The sequence below is a fragment of the Hydrogenophaga sp. YM1 genome, assembly GCF_016903055.1.
GTDB classification, from domain to species: Bacteria; Pseudomonadota; Gammaproteobacteria; order Burkholderiales; family Burkholderiaceae_C; genus Hydrogenophaga; species Hydrogenophaga borbori.
Map to the genome: position 1 here is coordinate 3,101,594 of NZ_CP070223.1, position 16,963 is coordinate 3,118,556.

Below are 16,963 nucleotides of genomic sequence, written 5' to 3' on the forward strand. Positions count from 1 at the left end.
GGACTCCTTGTTGTGTTCGCGCGCCTCAGGGCGCCACGCGTTCCATCGCTTCCTGCGTCTGCTCGGGCGCCACGCGCCGCAGGCCCGAAACGATGGCCTTGAACGAGGCGGACACGATGTTCGTGTCACGCCCCACGCCGAAAACCGTGTGGCGCTCGTCCACGCGCAGTTCCATGTAGGCCATGGCCTGCGCCTGGGCACCGGCGCCGATGGCGTGCTCATGGTAGTCGAGCACGCGCACCGACCGGCCGGTGGCCGCGTTGAGCGCATTGACGAAGGCGTCGATGGGCCCATTGCCCTGCCCTTGCACCGGCACCACCGCGCCCGCCCAGTCCACGTCGGCCGTCACACGCACGCTGCCGCCGGCCAGCTCGGTGGTGGTCGCGTTCGCAGGTGCAGGCGCCGACAGGGCGTACTCGCGCTCGAACAACTGCCACAAATCCTTGGCCGTGAGCTCCTTGCCGTCCAGGTCCATCACGGCCTGCACCACCTGGCTGAACTCGATCTGCAGGCGGCGCGGCAGCTCCACGCCGTACTCGGTCTCGAGCAGGTAGGCGATGCCGCCCTTGCCCGATTGGCTGTTCACGCGGATCACGGCCTCGTAGCTGCGGCCCAGGTCCTTGGGATCGATGGGCAGATAAGGCACGTTCCAGATGTCGTCCGCCCGGCGCGCCGCGAAGGCCTTCTTGATCGCGTCCTGGTGCGAGCCCGAGAACGAGGTATAGACCAGGTCACCCACGTAGGGGTGGCGCGGATGCACGGGCAGCTGGTTGCAGTGCTCCACGGTCCGGCGGATCTCGTCGATATCGGAAAAATCCAGCCCGGGCGACACGCCCTGGGTGTAGAGGTTGAGCGCGACGTTGACGAGGTCGAGGTTGCCCGTGCGCTCACCATTGCCGAACAGGCACCCCTCCAGCCGATCGGCCCCGGCCATGAGCGCGAATTCGCCCGCCGCCGTGCCGGTACCGCGGTCATTGTGCGGGTGCACCGACAGGACGATGGATTCGCGCCGCGCCAGGTGGCGGTGCATCCACTCGATCATGTCGGCGAAGATATTGGGCGTGCTGTGCTCCACCGTCGACGGCAGGTTGACGATGCACTTGTGCTCGGGTGTGGGCGCCCAGACCGCGGTGACCGCATCGACCACCCGCTTGGAGAAGGCGAGTTCGGTGCCCGAGAACATCTCGGGCGAGTACTGGAACGTCCAGCGCGTGTCCGGCTGCTCGGCCGCCAGGCGGGCGAACAGTCGCGCGTTGTCCACGGCCAGCTCCACGATGGCGTCCTCGTCCATGCCCAGCACCACGCGCCGCATGATCGGCGCAGTAGCGTTGTAGAGGTGGACGATCGCGCCGCGCGCACCTCGCAACGCCTCGAAGGTGCGGCGGATCAGGGGCTCGCGGGCCTGGGTGAGCACCTGGATCGTCACGTCGTCAGGGATCAGGTTCTCTTCGATCAGGCGGCGCACGAAGTCGAACTCGATCTGCGAGGCCGAGGGGAAGCCCACCTCGATTTCCTTGAAACCGATCTTCACGAGCTGCTGGAACATGCGCAGCTTGCGCTCCAGGTCCATGGGCTCGATCAGTGCCTGGTTCCCATCGCGCAAATCGGTGCTCAGCCAGGCGGGGGCCTTTTGGATCACGGCGTCTGGCCAGGTGCGGTCCTTGAGGCCGACGGGCCGAAAAGCGGCGTACTTGCTTGCAGGTTGCTTCAGCATGGTGTGGACTCTCTCGTGTCGACAGAACCCGCAACCCCAAAATACAAACGGCCCGTTGCGGGTGCAAACGGGCCGTTGGTGTGAGTCGCTCGCGCGCTACCGCATCTGCCCGTGAAGGACAGCCAGTAGTAGCAGCGAGGCGGCTTGGGAAAACATGCGATGCAATGTATCACAAAGCCCACGAGGGCCGATAGGGCTTGTCCATGGGCTCAATGGCCGATCAGTCGTGCAGACCGCGCTCGTCGGGCTCGTCGGTGGAGGTGCTGATCACGCTGGTGGGCCGGCCCTTGGACTTTCGCCACAGGTACACCCCATAGCCCGACAGGCCGTAGACCACGAACAGCAGGAACAGCACGGTGGGCGGGTGGATGTTGATCACCGCGATGCCCAGGGCCACCAGCACCAGCGCGGCGAAGGGCACGCTCTTCTTCAGGCTCAGGTCCTTGAAGCTGTAGAAGGGCACGTTGGTCACCATGGTGAGGCCGGTGTAGAGCGTGAGCACGAACATCACCCAGCTCACGTCCTGCGGCGGCACCCCCGCCTCCTGCATGAGCCAGATGAAGCCCGCCACCAGCGCCGCCGCCGCGGGTGACGGCAGGCCCTGGAAGTAGCGCTTGTCCACCACACCCGTGTTGACATTGAAGCGTGCGAGGCGCAGCGCGGCGCAGGCGCAATAGACGAAGGCGGCGATCCAGCCCCAGCGCCCCAGGTCGCGCAGGCTCCATTCGTAGGCGATGAGCGCGGGCGCCGCGCCGAAGGACACCATGTCGGAGAGCGAATCCATCTGCTCGCCGAAGGCGCTCTGCGTGTTCGTGAGGCGGGCCACGCGACCGTCCAGGCTGTCGAGCACCATGGCCACGAAGATGCCCACGGTGGCGAGGTCGTAGCGGCCGTTCATGGCCATGACCACCGCGTAGAAACCGCCGAACAGCGCGGCCAGGGTGATCATGTTGGGCAGGAAGTAGATGCCCTTGGGGCGCCGACGCGCCTCGTTCAGGGGCTCCACTTCGGTGTCGTTTCCGTCGTGCATGTCGTGTGTTGGGATGAAATCCGTCGTCCGGAAAGCCATGCAGTGTACGTGGGGGCGAACAAACAAAAAAGGGCCAGGGCCGCGCACGGCCCTGGCCCGGGAACGGCGTTTGCCGATCAGTTGCGGGTCTGGTCGACCAGCTTGTTCTTGGCGATCCAGGGCATCATGGCGCGCAGCTGGGCGCCCACCACCTCGATGCTGTGCTCGGCCGTGTTGCGCCGGCGCGCCGTCATGCTGGGGTAGCCCGTGCGCCCCTCCAGGATGAACATCTTGGCGTAGTCGCCGTTCTGGATGCGCTTGAGCGCGTTGCGCATGGCCGCGCGCGACTGCTCGTTGATCACCTCCGGACCCGTCACGTACTCGCCGTACTCCGCGTTGTTGGAGATCGAGTAGTTCATGTTGGCGATGCCGCCCTCATAGATCAGGTCCACGATCAGCTTCAACTCGTGCAGGCACTCGAAGTAGGCCATCTCGGGCGCGTAGCCGGCTTCCACCAGCGTCTCGTAGCCCATCTTGATCAGCTCGACCGCGCCGCCGCACAGCACCGCCTGCTCGCCGAACAGGTCCGTCTCGGTCTCTTCCTTGAAGTTGGTCTCGATGATGCCGGCCTTGCCGCCACCGTTGGCCATGGCGTAGCTCAGCGCCAGATCGCGCGCCTTGCCGCTCTTGTCCTGGTGCACCGCCACCAGGTGCGGCACGCCGCCGCCCTGCGCGTAGGTGCTGCGCACCGTGTGGCCCGGCGCCTTGGGCGCCACCATCCACACGTCCAGGTCGGCGCGCGGCACCACCTGGTTGTAGTGCACGTTGAAGCCGTGCGCGAAGGCCAGCGAGCCGCCCTGCTTGATGTTCGGCTCCACGTTGTTGCGGTAGACCTCGGCGATCTGCTCGTCGGGCAGCAGGATCATCACCACGTCGGCCGATTTCACCGCCTCGTTGACTTCCAGCACCTTCAGCCCGGCCTTGCCCACCTTGTCCCAGCTCGCGCCGCCCTTGCGCAGGCCCACCACCACCTTCACCCCGCTGTCGTTGAGGTTCTGCGCGTGCGCGTGGCCCTGGCTGCCGTAGCCGATGATCGCGACCGTCTTGCCCTTGATGAGGGACAGATCGCAGTCCTTGTCGTAGAAAACTTTCATGGTTGCTCCGTTGGAATGGAAGGGGTGATCAGACGCGCAGGATTCTCTCGCCGCGGCCGATGCCGCTGGCACCGGTGCGCACCGTCTCCAGGATGGCACCGCGGTCGATGGCTTCCAGGAAGGCGTCGTTCTTGCCCTGGTCGCCGGTGAGTTCGATGGTGTAGCTCTTGTCGGTCACGTCGATGATGCGGCCGCGGAAGATGTCGGCCATGCGCTTCATCTCCTCGCGTTCCTTGCCCACCGCGCGCACCTTCACCATCATGAGCTCGCGCTCGGTGTAGGCGCCTTCGGTGAGGTCGACGACCTTGACCACCTCGATGAGGCGGTTCAGGTGCTTGGTGATCTGCTCGATGACGTCGTCCGACCCGGTGGTCTGGATCGTCATGCGCGACAGGCTCGGGTCCTCCGTCGGCGCCACGGTGAGCGATTCGATGTTGTAGCCACGGGCCGAGAACAGGCCCACCACGCGGGAGAGTGCGCCGGGCTCGTTCTCGAGCAGCACGGCAATGATGTGCTTCATATGCAGCTTCCTCTTTTTGCCGCCCTCCCCCGTGCACGGTAATGCACGGGCTCGACGGTCAATAGATTCGACTTGGGGATGGACCGGCCTCGCGGCCGGTCCGCGGGGGGTGGATCAGAGGTCTTCCGAACCCAGCAGCATCTCGGTGATGCCCTTGCCGGCCTGGACCATGGGGAACACGTTCTCGGTCGGGTCGGTGCGGAAGTCCATGAAGACCGTGCGGTCCTTGAGCTTGCGCGCCTCGCGCAGCGCCGGCTCCACGTCCTGCGGGCGCTCGATCAGCATGCCCACGTGGCCATAAGCCTCGGCCAGCTTCACGAAGTTGGGCAGTGCGTCCATGTAGCTGTGGCTGTAGCGGCCCGAGTACTCGATCTCCTGCCACTGACGCACCATGCCCAGGTAGCGGTTGTTGAGCGAGACCACCTTGATCGGCGTGTTGTATTGCAGGCAGGTGGACAGCTCCTGGATGCACATCTGCACCGAACCTTCGCCGGTGATGCAGAACACCTCGGACTCGGGCTTCGCGAGCTTGATGCCCATGGCGTAGGGAATGCCCACGCCCATGGTGCCCAGGCCACCCGAGTTGATCCAGCGGCGTGGCTCGTCGAAGCGATAGAACTGCGCCGCCCACATCTGGTGCTGGCCGACGTCGGAGGTGATGTACGTCTCCGTGTCCTTGGTCATGTTCCACAGGGTCTCGATGACCATCTGGGGCTTGATGACGTCCGTGTTGTGGCGGTCGTACTTGAGGCAATCGCGCGAGCGCCACCCCTCGATCGTCTTCCACCAATCCGCCAGCGCCTTCTCGTCCGCGCGCTGAGGCGTCTCGCGCACCATGTGGATCAGCTCGGTGAGCACGTCCTTCACGTCGCCGACGATGGGCACATCGACCTTGACGCGCTTGGAGATGCTCGACGGGTCGATGTCGATGTGGATGATCTTGCGCTCGTTCTGCGCGAAGTGCTTGGGGTTACCGATCACGCGGTCGTCGAAACGCGCGCCCACGGCCAGCAGCACGTCACAGTTCTGCATGGCGTTGTTGGCTTCGATGGTGCCGTGCATGCCCAGCATGCCGAGGAACTTGCGGTCCGACGCGGGGTAGGCGCCCAGGCCCATGAGCGTGTTCGTCACCGGGTAGCCGAGCATGTCGACCAGCGTGCGCAATTCCTGCGTGGCATTGCCCAGCAGCACGCCGCCGCCGGTGTAGATGTAGGGACGCTTGGCGCTCAGCAACAGCTGCAAGGCCTTGCGAATCTGGCCACCATGGCCCTTGCGCACCGGGTTGTAGGAGCGCATGGCCACGGACTCGGGGTAACCGGTCCAGGTGGTCTTGTTGAAGGACACGTCCTTCGGGATGTCCACGACCACGGGGCCGGGTCGGCCCGAGCGCGCGATGTGGAACGCCTTCTTCATCACCTCGGCCATGTGGCGCACGTCCTTCACCAGGAAGTTGTGCTTGACGATGGGGCGCGTGATGCCGACCGTGTCGCATTCCTGGAAGGCGTCCAGGCCGATGGCCGCCGATGGCACCTGCCCGGTGAGGATCACCATCGGGATGCTGTCCATGTAGGCCGTGGCGATGCCGGTGACGGCGTTGGTCACGCCGGGACCGGAGGTGACCAGGGCCACACCCACGTCGCCCGTGGCGCGCGCGTAGCCGTCGGCGGCGTGCACGGCGGCCTGCTCGTGGCGCACCAGCACATGCTGGATGCTGTCCTGCTTGTAGAAGGCGTCGTAGATGTGCAGCACGGCACCGCCGGGGTAGCCCCAGACGTACTTCACGCCTTCGGCCTGCAGGGCCTTGACGAGGATTTCCGCGCCGCGGAGTTCGAGGGGGGGCTGGCCGGATGTGGAAGCGGCGGCCGCCGAGGCCAGTTCGGCCTTGGTGATGTCCATGATCAACCTTTCGAGAATTTCTCTGACGAAAAACCTTGGGTGCCCCTTGGCCCACCCTTGTGGGGCGGCTTCGGGACTTGAGACCAGTGGCCATGGGCGGAACGATCTGCCGCCGGACCCTGATCCGTTTGCCTTGTGAAGACGGAAGCCCGAGATTATGGCACTGCAGCAAAAGCCGGCCAGGGCTTTTTTGTCGGCCCGGGCCGGAATGCGACAATTCCGCCCTTCTCCCAGAGTCCCCATGACCCCCGACGCCCCCGCTTCCGGCGCCGCCGACCGCCCCGACCTCACCGCCCCTTCGCTGCGCCGCCGCATGGCCTGCTGGCTGTACGAAGGCATGCTCATGTTCGGTGTGGTCTTCATCGCCGGCTACCTGTTCTCCGCCCTCACCCAACAGCGCCACGCACTGGAAGGCCGCCACGCCCTGCAGGGCTTCCTGTTCGTGGTCTTCGGCATCTACTTCACCTGGTTCTGGCACAAGGGGCAGACCCTGGCGCAGAAGACTTGGCACATCCGCGTGGTGGACACCGCCGGCCGGCCAATTGGCCAGGCCCGCGCCCTGGTGCGCTACGTGTTCTCGTGGCTGTGGCTGCTGCCGCCACTGGCGCTGAGCTGGGTGCTCGGTGCCCAGGGCGGCGAGGCCGCCGTGCTGCTGATCGGCTGGGTGCTGGTCTATGCGCTGCTCTCGCGCCTGCACGCGCAACGCCAGTTCCTGCACGACGCGCTGGCCGGCACCCGGCTCGTGCACCACGCGCCGCCCCCCCAACCGAAGAAACCGAAGAAAGCGCGCCGCCCGTGAACGCCCCCGAAGTGAACCCGCAGAAGCGCCGGCGCGGCATCAGCCGCGTGTGGCACGCGATGTTTTACTCCCTGGCCGGGCTGCGCGCCGGTTGGGGCGAAGCCGCCTTTCGCCAGGAGGCCATCGCCGCCTTCCTGCTGGTGCCGCTGGCTTTCTGGGTGGGAGAGGGATGGGTCGAGGTGGCGCTGCTGATCGGTACCGTGGTGCTGGTGATGGTGGTCGAGTTGCTCAACACCGGCATCGAGACGGCCATCGACCGCATCGGGCCCGAATGGCACGCGCTGTCCAAGCGTGCCAAGGACATGGGCAGCGCCGCCGTGCTGCTGAGCCTGCTGCTGTGCGGTGGCACCTGGCTGGCGGCCTTGTGGGTGCACGCGAAGGATCTGCTGTGAGCGCCCCGAGTTTTTCCCTTTGTGTGTACTGCGGTTCGAGGCCGGGGGGGAGCCCCGCGTTCCTGGACGCCGCCCGCCAGGTGGGCGAATGGATCGGCCGCCACGGTGGCCAGCTCGTCTATGGCGGTGGCCGCAACGGCCTGATGGGCGTGGTCGCCGACAGCACGCTCAAGGCCGGCGGCCGCGTAGTGGGCATCATTCCCAAGGCCTTGGTGGAAAAGGAATGGGCCCACAACGGCTGTACCGAACTGCACGTGGTGGACACCATGCACGAGCGCAAACGCCTCATGGCCGAGCACGCGCACGCCTTCCTGGCCCTGCCCGGCGGCATCGGTACCTTCGAGGAGTTCTTTGAAGTCTGGACCTGGCGCCAGCTGGGCTACCACGACAAGCCCGTGGGCCTGCTCAACGTCGGCGGCTACTACGAGGGCCTGATGGCCTTCCTGCGCACCGCCGTGCAGGCGCAGTTCATGAACGACTGGCAGATGGACCTGATCCGCGTGGACGCGGACACCGAGCACCTGCTGCCGGCGCTCATCGAGGCCGCGGGCACGGCGCCACAGCCTCGTCTGGACGAAATCTGAGCGCCTGAACCTGTGCGGGAGGGCGCGCGGGCGCTCAGACCGCGGTTTCGTCTTCTTCGCCGGTGCGGATGCGCACCACGCGTTCGACAGAGGTGACGAAGATCTTGCCGTCGCCAATCTTGCCGGTGCGCGCGGCGCGCACGATGGCATCGACGCAGCGATCCACGTCTTCGTCCTTCACGACGACCTCGACCTTCACCTTCGGCAGAAAGTCCACCACGTATTCGGCGCCGCGGTACAGCTCGGTGTGTCCCTTCTGCCGCCCGAAGCCCTTGACCTCCGTCACCGTCAAGCCGGTCACGCCTTGTTCGGCCAGCGCTTCGCGCACCTCCTCGAGCTTGAACGGCTTGATGACGGCGGTGATCTGTTTCATGAGCGGGGCCCTTATGGATGACGGAACGTGCCGAAAAATGTATCACGCTCACGTCATCGACCGGCCCCGCAGGCCCGGCCAGCCGAAGGCCGTCGTCGGAAATGGATCTTTCGCTGCCCCCGACACCCTCGCGTGCCATACTGCCGCCCCCATACCGCCCCACGCCATGCCCCCTCACTGGCCCCGCCACGTCCCCATCGCCGTGAGCTGCCGCGGTGGCCACCCGGAGAACGTGCACCATGGCTCGTTCGCGGTGGTCGATCGTGCGGGTCGGGTGCTCGCGAAGGCGGGCGACGTGGACACACCGGTGTTCACGCGCTCTTCGCTCAAGCCGTTCCAGGCCATGCCACTGATCGCGCGCTCGGCGGAGCGGCTGGCGCTGGACGAGGCCGACATCGCCTTGCTGTGCGCCAGTCACAACGGCGAGCCGGAACACGTGGCCCGCGTGGCCGCGCTGCTCGCGCGCATCGGTGCCGACGAATCGGCCCTGGCCTGCGGCGCGCACGAGCCGTATGTGTTCCGCTTCAACGGCCTGACGCCGCCGACTGGCGAGCGCTACGGCCCACTGCACCACAACTGCTCGGGCAAGCACGCGGGCATGCTGCTGCTGGCCGAGGCTTTGGGTGCCCCTCTGGCGGGCTACCTGGCACCCGACCACCCCGCACAACGCGAGATCGCGCGCTGCGTGAGCCACTGGTCGGGCCTGCCCGAGGCCGCTCTGGTGCGCGGCCTCGACGGTTGCAGCGCGCCGAACTTCGCCCTGCCGCTGCGTTCGCTGGCACAAGCCTTCGCGCGGCTCGCCTCGCCCGAGCCCGACCCCGTGTACGGCCAGGCGCCGCAGCGCATCGCGCGAGCCATGAGCCGGCACCCCCACCTGGTGAGCGGCCGGGGCCGCAACGACCTGTTCCTCATGCGCGCGGGCCGGGGCGACTGGGTGAGCAAGGTGGGCGCCGACGGTGTGCAGGCACTGGCCAGTTTCCGTCGCGGCATCGCCATCGCGGCCAAATGCGGCGACGGTCAACTCACGCCGCTGATGGTGGCGCTGGTGGCCGCCCTGGAACAGCTGGGCTGGATCGACGACGGCATCGACCGCGAGGAGCTGGCCCGGCTGCTGCCGCCGCCGATGCAAAACGCGGCCGGCGCGGAGGTGGGCGAGATGCGGGCCGTGCTGCACCTGTCGGCCGCCTGAAGGGCCCCAGGCGGACGGCTCACGCCCGGTACTTGCTCGTGATCGGGTAGCGCCAGTCCTTGCCAAAGCTGCGGTGCGTCACGCGGATGCCCACGGGCGCCTGGCGGCGCTTGTACTCGTTGATGCGGATCAGCCGCACCACCTTCTCGACGTCCGCGCGCGCGAAGCCCGCGGCCACCAGGGTCTGCGGACTCTGGTCGTTCTCCATGTAGCGCTCGATGATGGCATCGAGCACGGCGTACTCGGGCAGGCTGTCCTGGTCCGTCTGGTCGGGGCGCAGTTCGGCGCTGGGCGGGCGCGTGATGATGCGCTCGGGGATGGGGTTGCCGCCGGTGCCGTAAGGGTCGTGCGCGTTGCGCCAGCGCGCGAGCTTGAAAACCGTGGTCTTGGCCACGTCCTTGATGACCGCAAAGCCGCCGGCCATGTCGCCGTACAGCGTGCAGTAGCCCGTGGCCATCTCGCTCTTGTTGCCGGTGGTCAGCACGATGCTGCCGAACTTGTTGGACAGCGCCATGAGCAGCGTGCCTCGGATGCGCGCCTGCAGGTTCTCTTCGGTGGTGTCCTCGGCGCGGCCCTCGAACAGCGGCGCAAGCGAGGCCTTGAAGGCTTCGAACTCGGGCGCGATGGCGATCTCGTCGTAACGCACGCCCAGGCGCGCGGCCATGTCGCGCGCGTCGATCCAGGAAATGTCGGCCGTGTAGGGCGAGGGCATCATCACCGTGCGCACCTTGTCCCTGCCCAGCGCGTCGACGGCGATGGCCAGCACCAGGGCCGAATCGATGCCGCCCGACAGGCCCAGGATGGCGCCGGGAAATCCGTTCTTGCCGACGTAGTCGCGCACGCCGAGCACCAGGGCGTGCCACAGGTCGGCCTCGGCGCTGTGTTCGCGATCGATGGCGGCGTGAATGCGCCAGGCGCCCTGCCCCGCGCGCTCGAAGCGGGCGTCGAACTCGGCTTCCTCGAAGCTGCGCGCGCGCCCGGCGAGATCGCCCGCCGCGTCGAGCACGAAGCTGCGGCCCTCGAACACGATCTCGTCCTGCCCGCCCACCAGGTGGGCGTAGACCAGCGGCAGGCCGGTGGCGCGCACGCGTTCGCGCATCGTGGCCTCGCGTTCACCGCCCTTGCCGGCGTGGAAGGGCGAGGCGTTGATCACCGCCAGCAGCTCGGCGCCCGCGGCGCGCGCGTCGGCGGCCGGCGCCTCGAACCAGGCGTCCTCGCAAATGAGCAGGCCCACGCGCACCGGCTGGCCGTCGGTGCCGGGCACGTCGAACACGCAGGGGGCGTGGCCGGGCACGAAGTAGCGGCGCTCGTCGAAGACCTGGTAATTGGGCAGCTCGCGCTTGGCGTAGGTCGCCACCACACGGCCTTCGCACAGCACCGTGGCGGCGTTGTGCAGCGAGGCCACGGCCACGCTGCGCCCGCGCGCCCCGCCGCCCGCGCGGGCCGGATGGCCCACCACGATGCAAAGGCCTTTGAGCTGCGCCGTGCAAGCCGCCACCGACTTGAGGGCATCATCGCAGGCGTCGACGAAGGCGGGCCGCAGGTACAGGTCTTCGGCGGCGTAGCCGCAGAGGGCGAGTTCGGGCGTGAGCAGCAGCCTCACCCCGCGCGCGTGGGCGGCCGTGGCGGCCTCGACGATGCGGCGGGCATTGCCCGCCATGTCGCCCACCACGAAGTTGAGTTGGGCAACCGATACGGAAAACGACATGGAATCTGGTGCGAAGGCAGGGGTCGGGCGTGGCTGAAATCGATTATGTCACCCGCGTCCTGGGCGATTGGGGCGCGGTGGACGCCGCGCAATGGGCGCAGTTGCTGGCCCTGGAGGACGACCCCAGCCCCTTCGCGCGGCACGAGTACCTGCGGGCCATGAGCGACACGGGCTGCGCCACGCCGGACACCGGCTGGACGCCGCGCATCCTCACCCTGTGGCGGGGTGAACGACTGGAAGCCGCCTGCGCGGTCTATCTCAAGTCGCATTCCTACGGCGAATACGTCTTCGACTGGGCCTGGGCCAACGCCTATGCGCAGCACGGCCTGGCCTACTACCCCAAGGCGCTGGTGGCCGTGCCCTTCACCCCCGTACCGGGCGCGCGGCTGCTGGCGCGCGACGGCGCCGCGCGCGCCGCGCTGGTGCGCTCGCTCGTGCGCTGGTGCGAGGAGGAGCGCCTGTCTTCGCTGCACCTCCTGTTCGCCCAGCCGCGCGACGCGACCGCCTGCGCCGAGGCCGGCCTCATGCTGCGGCACACGGTGCAGTTCCATTGGCAGAACACCGGGTGGCCCGACTGGGACGCCTTCCTCGCCAGCCTGCAGCAGGACAAGCGCAAGAAGATCCGCCAGGAGCGCCGCAAGGTGGCCGAGGCCGGGGTGCTGTTCCGCCACGCCGAGGGCCGCGCCATCGCCCCGACCGACTGGGATTTCTTCTACCGCTGCTACGAGCGCACCTACTGGGAGCACGGCAACCCGCCCTACCTCAGCCGCGGCTTCTTCGAACGCATGGCGAGCGACATGCCGGAGCACTGGCTGCTGTTCATCGCCGAGCGCGGGGGCCAACCCATCGCCAGCAGCCTGATCGCCATCGACCCGGCGCACCGCGTGGCCTATGGCCGCTACTGGGGCGCCCTGCAGCGCGTGGACTGCCTGCACTTCGAGGCCTGCTACTACCAGCCGCTGCAGTGGTGCATCGCCCAGGGCTACCAGCGCTTCGAGGGCGGCGCCCAGGGCGAACACAAGATGGCGCGCGCCCTGCTGCCCGTCAAGACCACCAGCGCCCACTGGCTGGCCCACCCGGCCTTCGCCCAGGCGGTGGACCGCTTCCTCGAACGCGAAGGCGAAGGCGTGGAGCAGTACCTGGGGCATCTCGCCGCGCGCAACCCGCTCAAGGCCGAGCCCTCCTGAGCGAACCCTTTCGCTACACTCGGCCGCCATGGACGAGCAGGACGCGTTCTTCACCCACGGCATCGTGGGCGCCCCGTTTTCGGTGCTGCTCGGGCGACGCCTGGACACGGGCGACCGCAAGGCGCAGGGCCTGCGGCTCGACCCCAACAGCGGCGACAGCCGCCTGAGCTCGGCCTGGCGGTCCTGGGCCATCGAGCGCCTGGCCACGCTGCCCGCGGGGCAGCCGCGGCGCCGCCCCAGGCCCCTGCGCCGCTGGCTGGAGCGCCACGCCCTGGCCATCGCCGCGCTGGGCCTGGTGGCGCTGGCCGCGGGACTGGTGCTCACCGCCCGGTCCCAGGGCTGGCTGGCCCCGTTGTTGCAGAGGCTGCCATGGTGAGCAAGAACGCGCAGGACACCCTCACCATCGACCCGGTGGCGATGGAGATCACCAACCGCGTGGCCGCTGGCTGCGATCTCAGCGGCGACCTCAACTTCGAAGGCGGCCTGCTGGTCCAGGGGCACCTGGAAGGCCACATCCGCGTCGACGGCCGCCTCATCATCTGGACCGGTGCCAGCGTGCGCGGGCGCATCCGCGTGATGGGCGACCTCTACCTCTTCGGCCAGCTCGGCTCGCCCAACGGCGGCCCGCACGACACCAGCCTGGAATGCGAGGGCATGGTCTACGTGAGCAAGTCCGGCGTCAGCACCGGCACCCTGTTCGCGCGGCGGCTGCAGATGTACGAAGGGGCCCAGTTGAAGGGCCCCTTCCATACCCTGCAGGTCGAAGACCGCCTGCCGGTGCTGCGCGACGTGCTGGTGCAGCCGCCCGCCGCGTCCTGAACGCCCTGGCCGCTCAGGCCTTTTTCTGGGCCTTCTCGTAGTTGGCGATCCCGTCCAGGATTTCCTTGTGGGCGGCGGCCTTGTCGGCCCAGCCCAGCACCTTGACCCACTTGCCCTGCTCCAGGTCCTTGTAATGCTCGAAGAAGTGCTGGATGGTCTTGAGGCGCATGGGGTTCAGGTCCTCGGGCTTCTGCCACTGGGTGTAGATCGACAGGATCTTGTCCACCGGCACGGCCAGCAGCTTGGCGTCCTCGCCAGCCTCGTCTTCCATGCGCAGCATGCCCAGGGCGCGGCAGGTCACCACCACGCCAGGGTGCAGGGGCACAGGGGTGATCACCAGCACGTCCACCGGGTCGCCGTCGCCCGAGATGGTCTTGGGGATGTAGCCGTAGTTGGTGGGGTAGTGCATGGACGTGCTCATGAAGCGGTCCACGAAGATGGCGCCGGTTTCCTTGTCGACCTCGTACTTGATCGGGTCGGCGTTCATCGGGATTTCGATGATCACGTTGAACGCTTCGGGAACCTTGCTGCCAGGGGTGACGTTGTCGAGGGACATGAAAGACTCGAGGGGAGGTTGAAGGGGATCGGTCACGGAGCCGTCGCGGGCGCGACGGGTGGGCGCGGCGCCCGCTCCGTATTTACCCTGATTTTACCGACGCCAGCCTGACGCCCCCGATGGCAAACGGGGGGAATCTGGCTACATTGCGTCGGTTGGCCAATCGCCGGTGCCCTGCTGCAAGTTCCGCAGCGCGGGCGACAGCGAGGAAGCAACGCAGCGGGGGCATACCCCGGAGGCGTTGCCCCCTCCAAGTCGAACTCACTGGCAGGAGAACTTCATGGTTGGTCAAAGTGCGCTGATCTTCGCGCTCGTCTGTGGCCTGATCGCCGTGGTCTACGGCTTCTGGTCGCGCAGCTGGATCCTTTCGCAGGACGCCGGCAATCCCCGCATGCAGGAAATCGCCGGCGCCATCCAGACCGGCGCGGCCGCCTATCTGGCGCGGCAGTACAAGACCATCGGCCTCGTGGGCATCGTGCTCGCGGTGCTCATCGGCGTCTTCCTCGACGGCCCCACCGCCATCGGCTTCGTGGTCGGCGCGGTGCTCTCGGGCGCCTGCGGCTTCATCGGGATGAACATCTCGGTGCGCGCCAACGTGCGCACCGCGCAGGCCGCCACCAAGGGCATGGGCCCGGCGCTGGACGTGGCCTTCCGCGGCGGCGCCATCACCGGCATGCTGGTGGTGGGCCTGGGCCTGCTGGGCGTCACCGGTTTCTTCTGGTTCCTGGTGGGCAACGGCAACCTCAACGCCGCCTCCAACCTGTCCAAGATGCTCAACCCGCTGATTGGCCTGGCCTTCGGCTCCTCGCTGATTTCCATCTTCGCGCGCCTGGGCGGCGGCATCTTCACCAAGGGCGCCGACGTGGGCGCCGACCTGGTGGGCAAGGTGGAGGCCGGCATTCCCGAAGACGACCCGCGCAACCCGGCGGTGATCGCCGACAACGTGGGCGACAACGTGGGCGACTGCGCCGGCATGGCGGCCGACCTGTTCGAGACCTACGCCGTCACGCTCATCGCCACCATGGTGCTGGGCGCGCTGATGGTGGCGACCGCACCGCTGCAGGCCGTGATCTACCCGCTGGTGCTGGGCGGCGTGTCCATCATCGCGTCCATCATCGGCTGCTTCTTCGTCAAGGCCAGCCCCGGCATGAAGAACGTGATGCCCGCCCTGTACAAAGGCCTGGTCATCGCCGGCGTGCTCTCGCTGATCGCCTTCTGGTTCGTCACCGCCTGGGTCATGCCCGACAACGCCATCACCCAGAGCGGCAGCCAGCTGCGCCTGTTCGGCGCCTGCGCGGTGGGTCTGGTGCTCACCGGCGTGTTGGTGTGGATCACCGAGTTCTACACGGGCACGCAGTACAGCCCGGTCAAACACATCGCACAGGCCTCCACCACCGGCCACGGCACCAACATCATCGCCGGCCTGGGTGTCTCGATGCGCTCCACGGCCTGGCCCGTGCTGTTCGTCTGCGCGGCCATCGTGGCCGCCTACATGCTCGCGGGCCTGTACGGCATCGCCGTCGCCGCCACCTCCATGCTGAGCATGGCCGGCATCGTGGTCGCGCTCGACGCCTACGGCCCCATCACCGACAACGCCGGCGGCATCGCCGAGATGGCCGAGCTGCCCAGCAGCGTGCGCGACATCACCGACCCGCTGGACGCCGTGGGCAACACCACCAAGGCCGTCACCAAGGGCTACGCCATTGGCTCGGCCGGCCTGGCCTCGCTGGTGCTGTTCGCCGACTACACCCACAAGCTGGAGACCTACGGTGCCAAGGTCAGCTTCGACCTGAGCGACCCGATGGTGATCATCGGCCTGTTCATCGGCGGCATGATTCCCTACCTCTTTGGCGCCATGGCCATGGAGGCCGTGGGCCGCGCGGCTGGCTCGGTGGTGGTAGAGGTGCGCCGCCAGTTCAAGGAGATCGCCGGCATCATGGAAGGCACGGCCAAGCCCGAGTACGGCAAGGCGGTGGACATGCTGACCACGGCGGCCATCAAGGAAATGATCGTGCCCAGCCTGCTGCCGGTGATCGTGCCCATCCTGGTGGGCGTGTTCCTGGGGCCCAAGGCGCTGGGTGGCCTGCTCATGGGCACCATCGTCACCGGCCTGTTCGTCGCCATCTCCATGTGCACCGGTGGCGGCGCCTGGGACAACGCCAAGAAGTACATCGAGGACGGCCACCACGGCGGCAAGGGCTCGGAGGCGCACAAGGCCGCCGTCACCGGGGACACCGTGGGCGACCCCTACAAGGACACGGCCGGCCCGGCGGTGAACCCGCTGATCAAGATCATCAACATCGTGGCGCTGCTGATCGTGCCGCTGCTGCCGCTGACCTGACCCTCGGCAAGCCCATCAGAAAGCCCGCCCCGCGCGGGCTTTTCTGTTTTCAGGCCTGCGCGAGCCGGCGCACGATGTCGCTGGCCGCTGGTGTGAGCGAGGTGAGCTGCGCCTGCTCGCCGCGTTCTATCGCGTCGAGCACCAGCTCGGTGATCGCGCCCACGGCCGCCATGGCCATGGCCTCGCTCAGCGCGTGTTCGGCGTCGCGATCGCGGTTGACCGTGTCGCGCATGAAGTCGGCCAGAGATCGCATGACCTCTCGGCGCACGTTGGCGCCCGCCTCGCCCAGGTGGTGGATCTCCACAAAGAGCGTGCGCAGCAGTTGCGGCCCGGCCGCAAGGTGAGCGAAGTAGGCCTGCAGCGCCGTTTCCAGCTGCGCCTGCCAGGGCCGCTCGGGCTGCACCGACTCGCGCAGCGTGCGCAGCGCCGAGGCGCTGGCCTGGCGGTACAGCGTGAGAAAGCAGGCGTCCTTGTCGCTGAAGTGTTCGTAAAAGGTGCGCTTGGAGACGCCCGCCACGCGCACCACGTCGGACACGGTGGTGGCCGCCAGTCCCTTCTCGCCGGCGACGGCGGCGAGGGCTTGCAGCAGGCGGGTGTCGTGCGGATCTCGGTGCATGGGCGGGTGGTGTTTGAAACGCGCAAGAAATTATGACCAACACCAAACGCGGCATCTGCCGCTGGGCCTGCACTCATAGACTGCCGCGCCTTGTGGCCACCCGCAT

General features: G+C 67.7%; 17 protein-coding genes. 8 read left to right on the forward strand and 9 right to left on the reverse strand.

Annotated features, from left to right (window positions below; genetic code table 11):
• Positions 1–25: 25 nt before the first annotated feature.
• The 5 genes from leuA to JNX00_RS14595 all read right to left on the reverse strand — a co-directional run bounded on the left by leuA (position 26) and on the right by JNX00_RS14595 (position 6,293).
• A complete protein-coding gene (leuA, locus tag JNX00_RS14575; RefSeq protein WP_204742716.1) occupies positions 26–1,714 on the reverse strand; it encodes a 2-isopropylmalate synthase in 1,689 nt (562 codons plus the stop codon).
• Positions 1,715–1,934: 220 nt separating this feature from the next.
• Positions 1,935–2,744: a CDP-diacylglycerol--serine O-phosphatidyltransferase gene (gene pssA, locus JNX00_RS14580; protein ID WP_070399879.1), complete on the reverse strand. Its 810-nt coding sequence runs from the start codon at positions 2,742–2,744 to the stop codon at positions 1,935–1,937.
• Positions 2,745–2,860: 116 nt separating this feature from the next.
• A complete protein-coding gene (gene ilvC, locus JNX00_RS14585; RefSeq protein WP_204742717.1) occupies positions 2,861–3,877 on the reverse strand; it encodes a ketol-acid reductoisomerase in 1,017 nt (338 codons plus the stop codon).
• A gap of 28 nt (positions 3,878–3,905) precedes the next feature.
• On the reverse strand, positions 3,906–4,397 hold the full coding sequence (ilvN, locus tag JNX00_RS14590) for an acetolactate synthase small subunit (RefSeq protein ID WP_009518995.1): 492 nt from the start codon (positions 4,395–4,397) through the stop codon (positions 3,906–3,908).
• Positions 4,398–4,511: 114 nt separating this feature from the next.
• Positions 4,512–6,293, reverse strand: a complete 1,782-nt coding sequence (locus tag JNX00_RS14595) for an acetolactate synthase 3 catalytic subunit (protein WP_204742718.1) — start codon at positions 6,291–6,293, stop codon at positions 4,512–4,514.
• A gap of 241 nt (positions 6,294–6,534) precedes the next feature.
• Here JNX00_RS14595 and JNX00_RS14600 point away from each other — a divergent pair, with 241 nt between their 5' ends.
• From JNX00_RS14600 to JNX00_RS14610, 3 genes are read left to right on the forward strand one after another with little or no spacing between them, the layout of a single operon-like run.
• A complete protein-coding gene (locus JNX00_RS14600) occupies positions 6,535–7,092 on the forward strand; it encodes an RDD family protein (RefSeq protein WP_204742719.1) in 558 nt (185 codons plus the stop codon).
• Positions 7,089–7,484 (forward strand): diacylglycerol kinase, encoded by a 396-nt coding sequence (locus tag JNX00_RS14605; protein WP_070397734.1) that lies wholly within the window; start codon positions 7,089–7,091, stop codon positions 7,482–7,484. The genes JNX00_RS14600 and JNX00_RS14605 overlap by 4 nt, the downstream gene beginning before the upstream one ends.
• Positions 7,481–8,068, forward strand: coding sequence for a TIGR00730 family Rossman fold protein (locus JNX00_RS14610; RefSeq protein WP_204742720.1), 588 nt, complete (start codon positions 7,481–7,483; stop codon positions 8,066–8,068). Before JNX00_RS14605 ends, JNX00_RS14610 begins: the two co-directional genes overlap by 4 nt.
• Positions 8,069–8,102: 34 nt before the next feature.
• Here the strand turns inward: JNX00_RS14610 and JNX00_RS14615 are convergent, their stop codons facing one another.
• Positions 8,103–8,441, reverse strand: a complete 339-nt coding sequence (locus JNX00_RS14615; RefSeq protein WP_070397732.1) for a P-II family nitrogen regulator — start codon at positions 8,439–8,441, stop codon at positions 8,103–8,105.
• Between the two features lie 166 nt (positions 8,442–8,607).
• On the opposite strand from JNX00_RS14615, the gene JNX00_RS14620 reads away from it, so the two are divergent.
• Positions 8,608–9,630, forward strand: coding sequence for an asparaginase (locus JNX00_RS14620; protein WP_204742721.1), 1,023 nt, complete (start codon positions 8,608–8,610; stop codon positions 9,628–9,630).
• Positions 9,631–9,649: 19 nt separating this feature from the next.
• On the opposite strand, the gene JNX00_RS14625 is transcribed toward JNX00_RS14620, so the two are convergent.
• Positions 9,650–11,338, reverse strand: coding sequence for an NAD+ synthase (locus JNX00_RS14625; protein ID WP_204742722.1), 1,689 nt, complete (start codon positions 11,336–11,338; stop codon positions 9,650–9,652).
• A gap of 59 nt (positions 11,339–11,397) precedes the next feature.
• On the opposite strand from JNX00_RS14625, the gene JNX00_RS14630 reads away from it, so the two are divergent.
• From JNX00_RS14630 to JNX00_RS14640, 3 genes are read left to right on the forward strand one after another with little or no spacing between them, the layout of a single operon-like run.
• Positions 11,398–12,525 (forward strand): GNAT family N-acetyltransferase, encoded by a 1,128-nt coding sequence (locus tag JNX00_RS14630; protein WP_239478342.1) that lies wholly within the window; start codon positions 11,398–11,400, stop codon positions 12,523–12,525.
• 28 nt (positions 12,526–12,553) lie between these two features.
• Positions 12,554–12,901 (forward strand): hypothetical protein, encoded by a 348-nt coding sequence (locus tag JNX00_RS14635; protein ID WP_204742724.1) that lies wholly within the window; start codon positions 12,554–12,556, stop codon positions 12,899–12,901.
• Positions 12,895–13,344: a polymer-forming cytoskeletal protein gene (locus JNX00_RS14640; RefSeq protein WP_070397727.1), complete on the forward strand. Its 450-nt coding sequence runs from the start codon at positions 12,895–12,897 to the stop codon at positions 13,342–13,344. Before JNX00_RS14635 ends, JNX00_RS14640 begins: the two co-directional genes overlap by 7 nt.
• A 13-nt stretch (positions 13,345–13,357) precedes the next feature.
• Here JNX00_RS14640 and ppa read toward each other — a convergent pair whose 3' ends face one another.
• Positions 13,358–13,900, reverse strand: coding sequence for an inorganic diphosphatase (gene ppa / locus JNX00_RS14645; RefSeq protein ID WP_070397726.1), 543 nt, complete (start codon positions 13,898–13,900; stop codon positions 13,358–13,360).
• A 280-nt stretch (positions 13,901–14,180) separates the two neighbouring features.
• On the opposite strand from ppa, the gene JNX00_RS14650 reads away from it, so the two are divergent.
• A complete protein-coding gene (locus JNX00_RS14650; RefSeq protein WP_204742725.1) occupies positions 14,181–16,241 on the forward strand; it encodes a sodium-translocating pyrophosphatase in 2,061 nt (686 codons plus the stop codon).
• 49 nt (positions 16,242–16,290) lie between these two features.
• On the opposite strand, the gene JNX00_RS14655 is transcribed toward JNX00_RS14650, so the two are convergent.
• Positions 16,291–16,857: a TetR/AcrR family transcriptional regulator gene (locus JNX00_RS14655; protein WP_116961054.1), complete on the reverse strand. Its 567-nt coding sequence runs from the start codon at positions 16,855–16,857 to the stop codon at positions 16,291–16,293.
• Positions 16,858–16,963 lie beyond the last annotated feature (106 nt).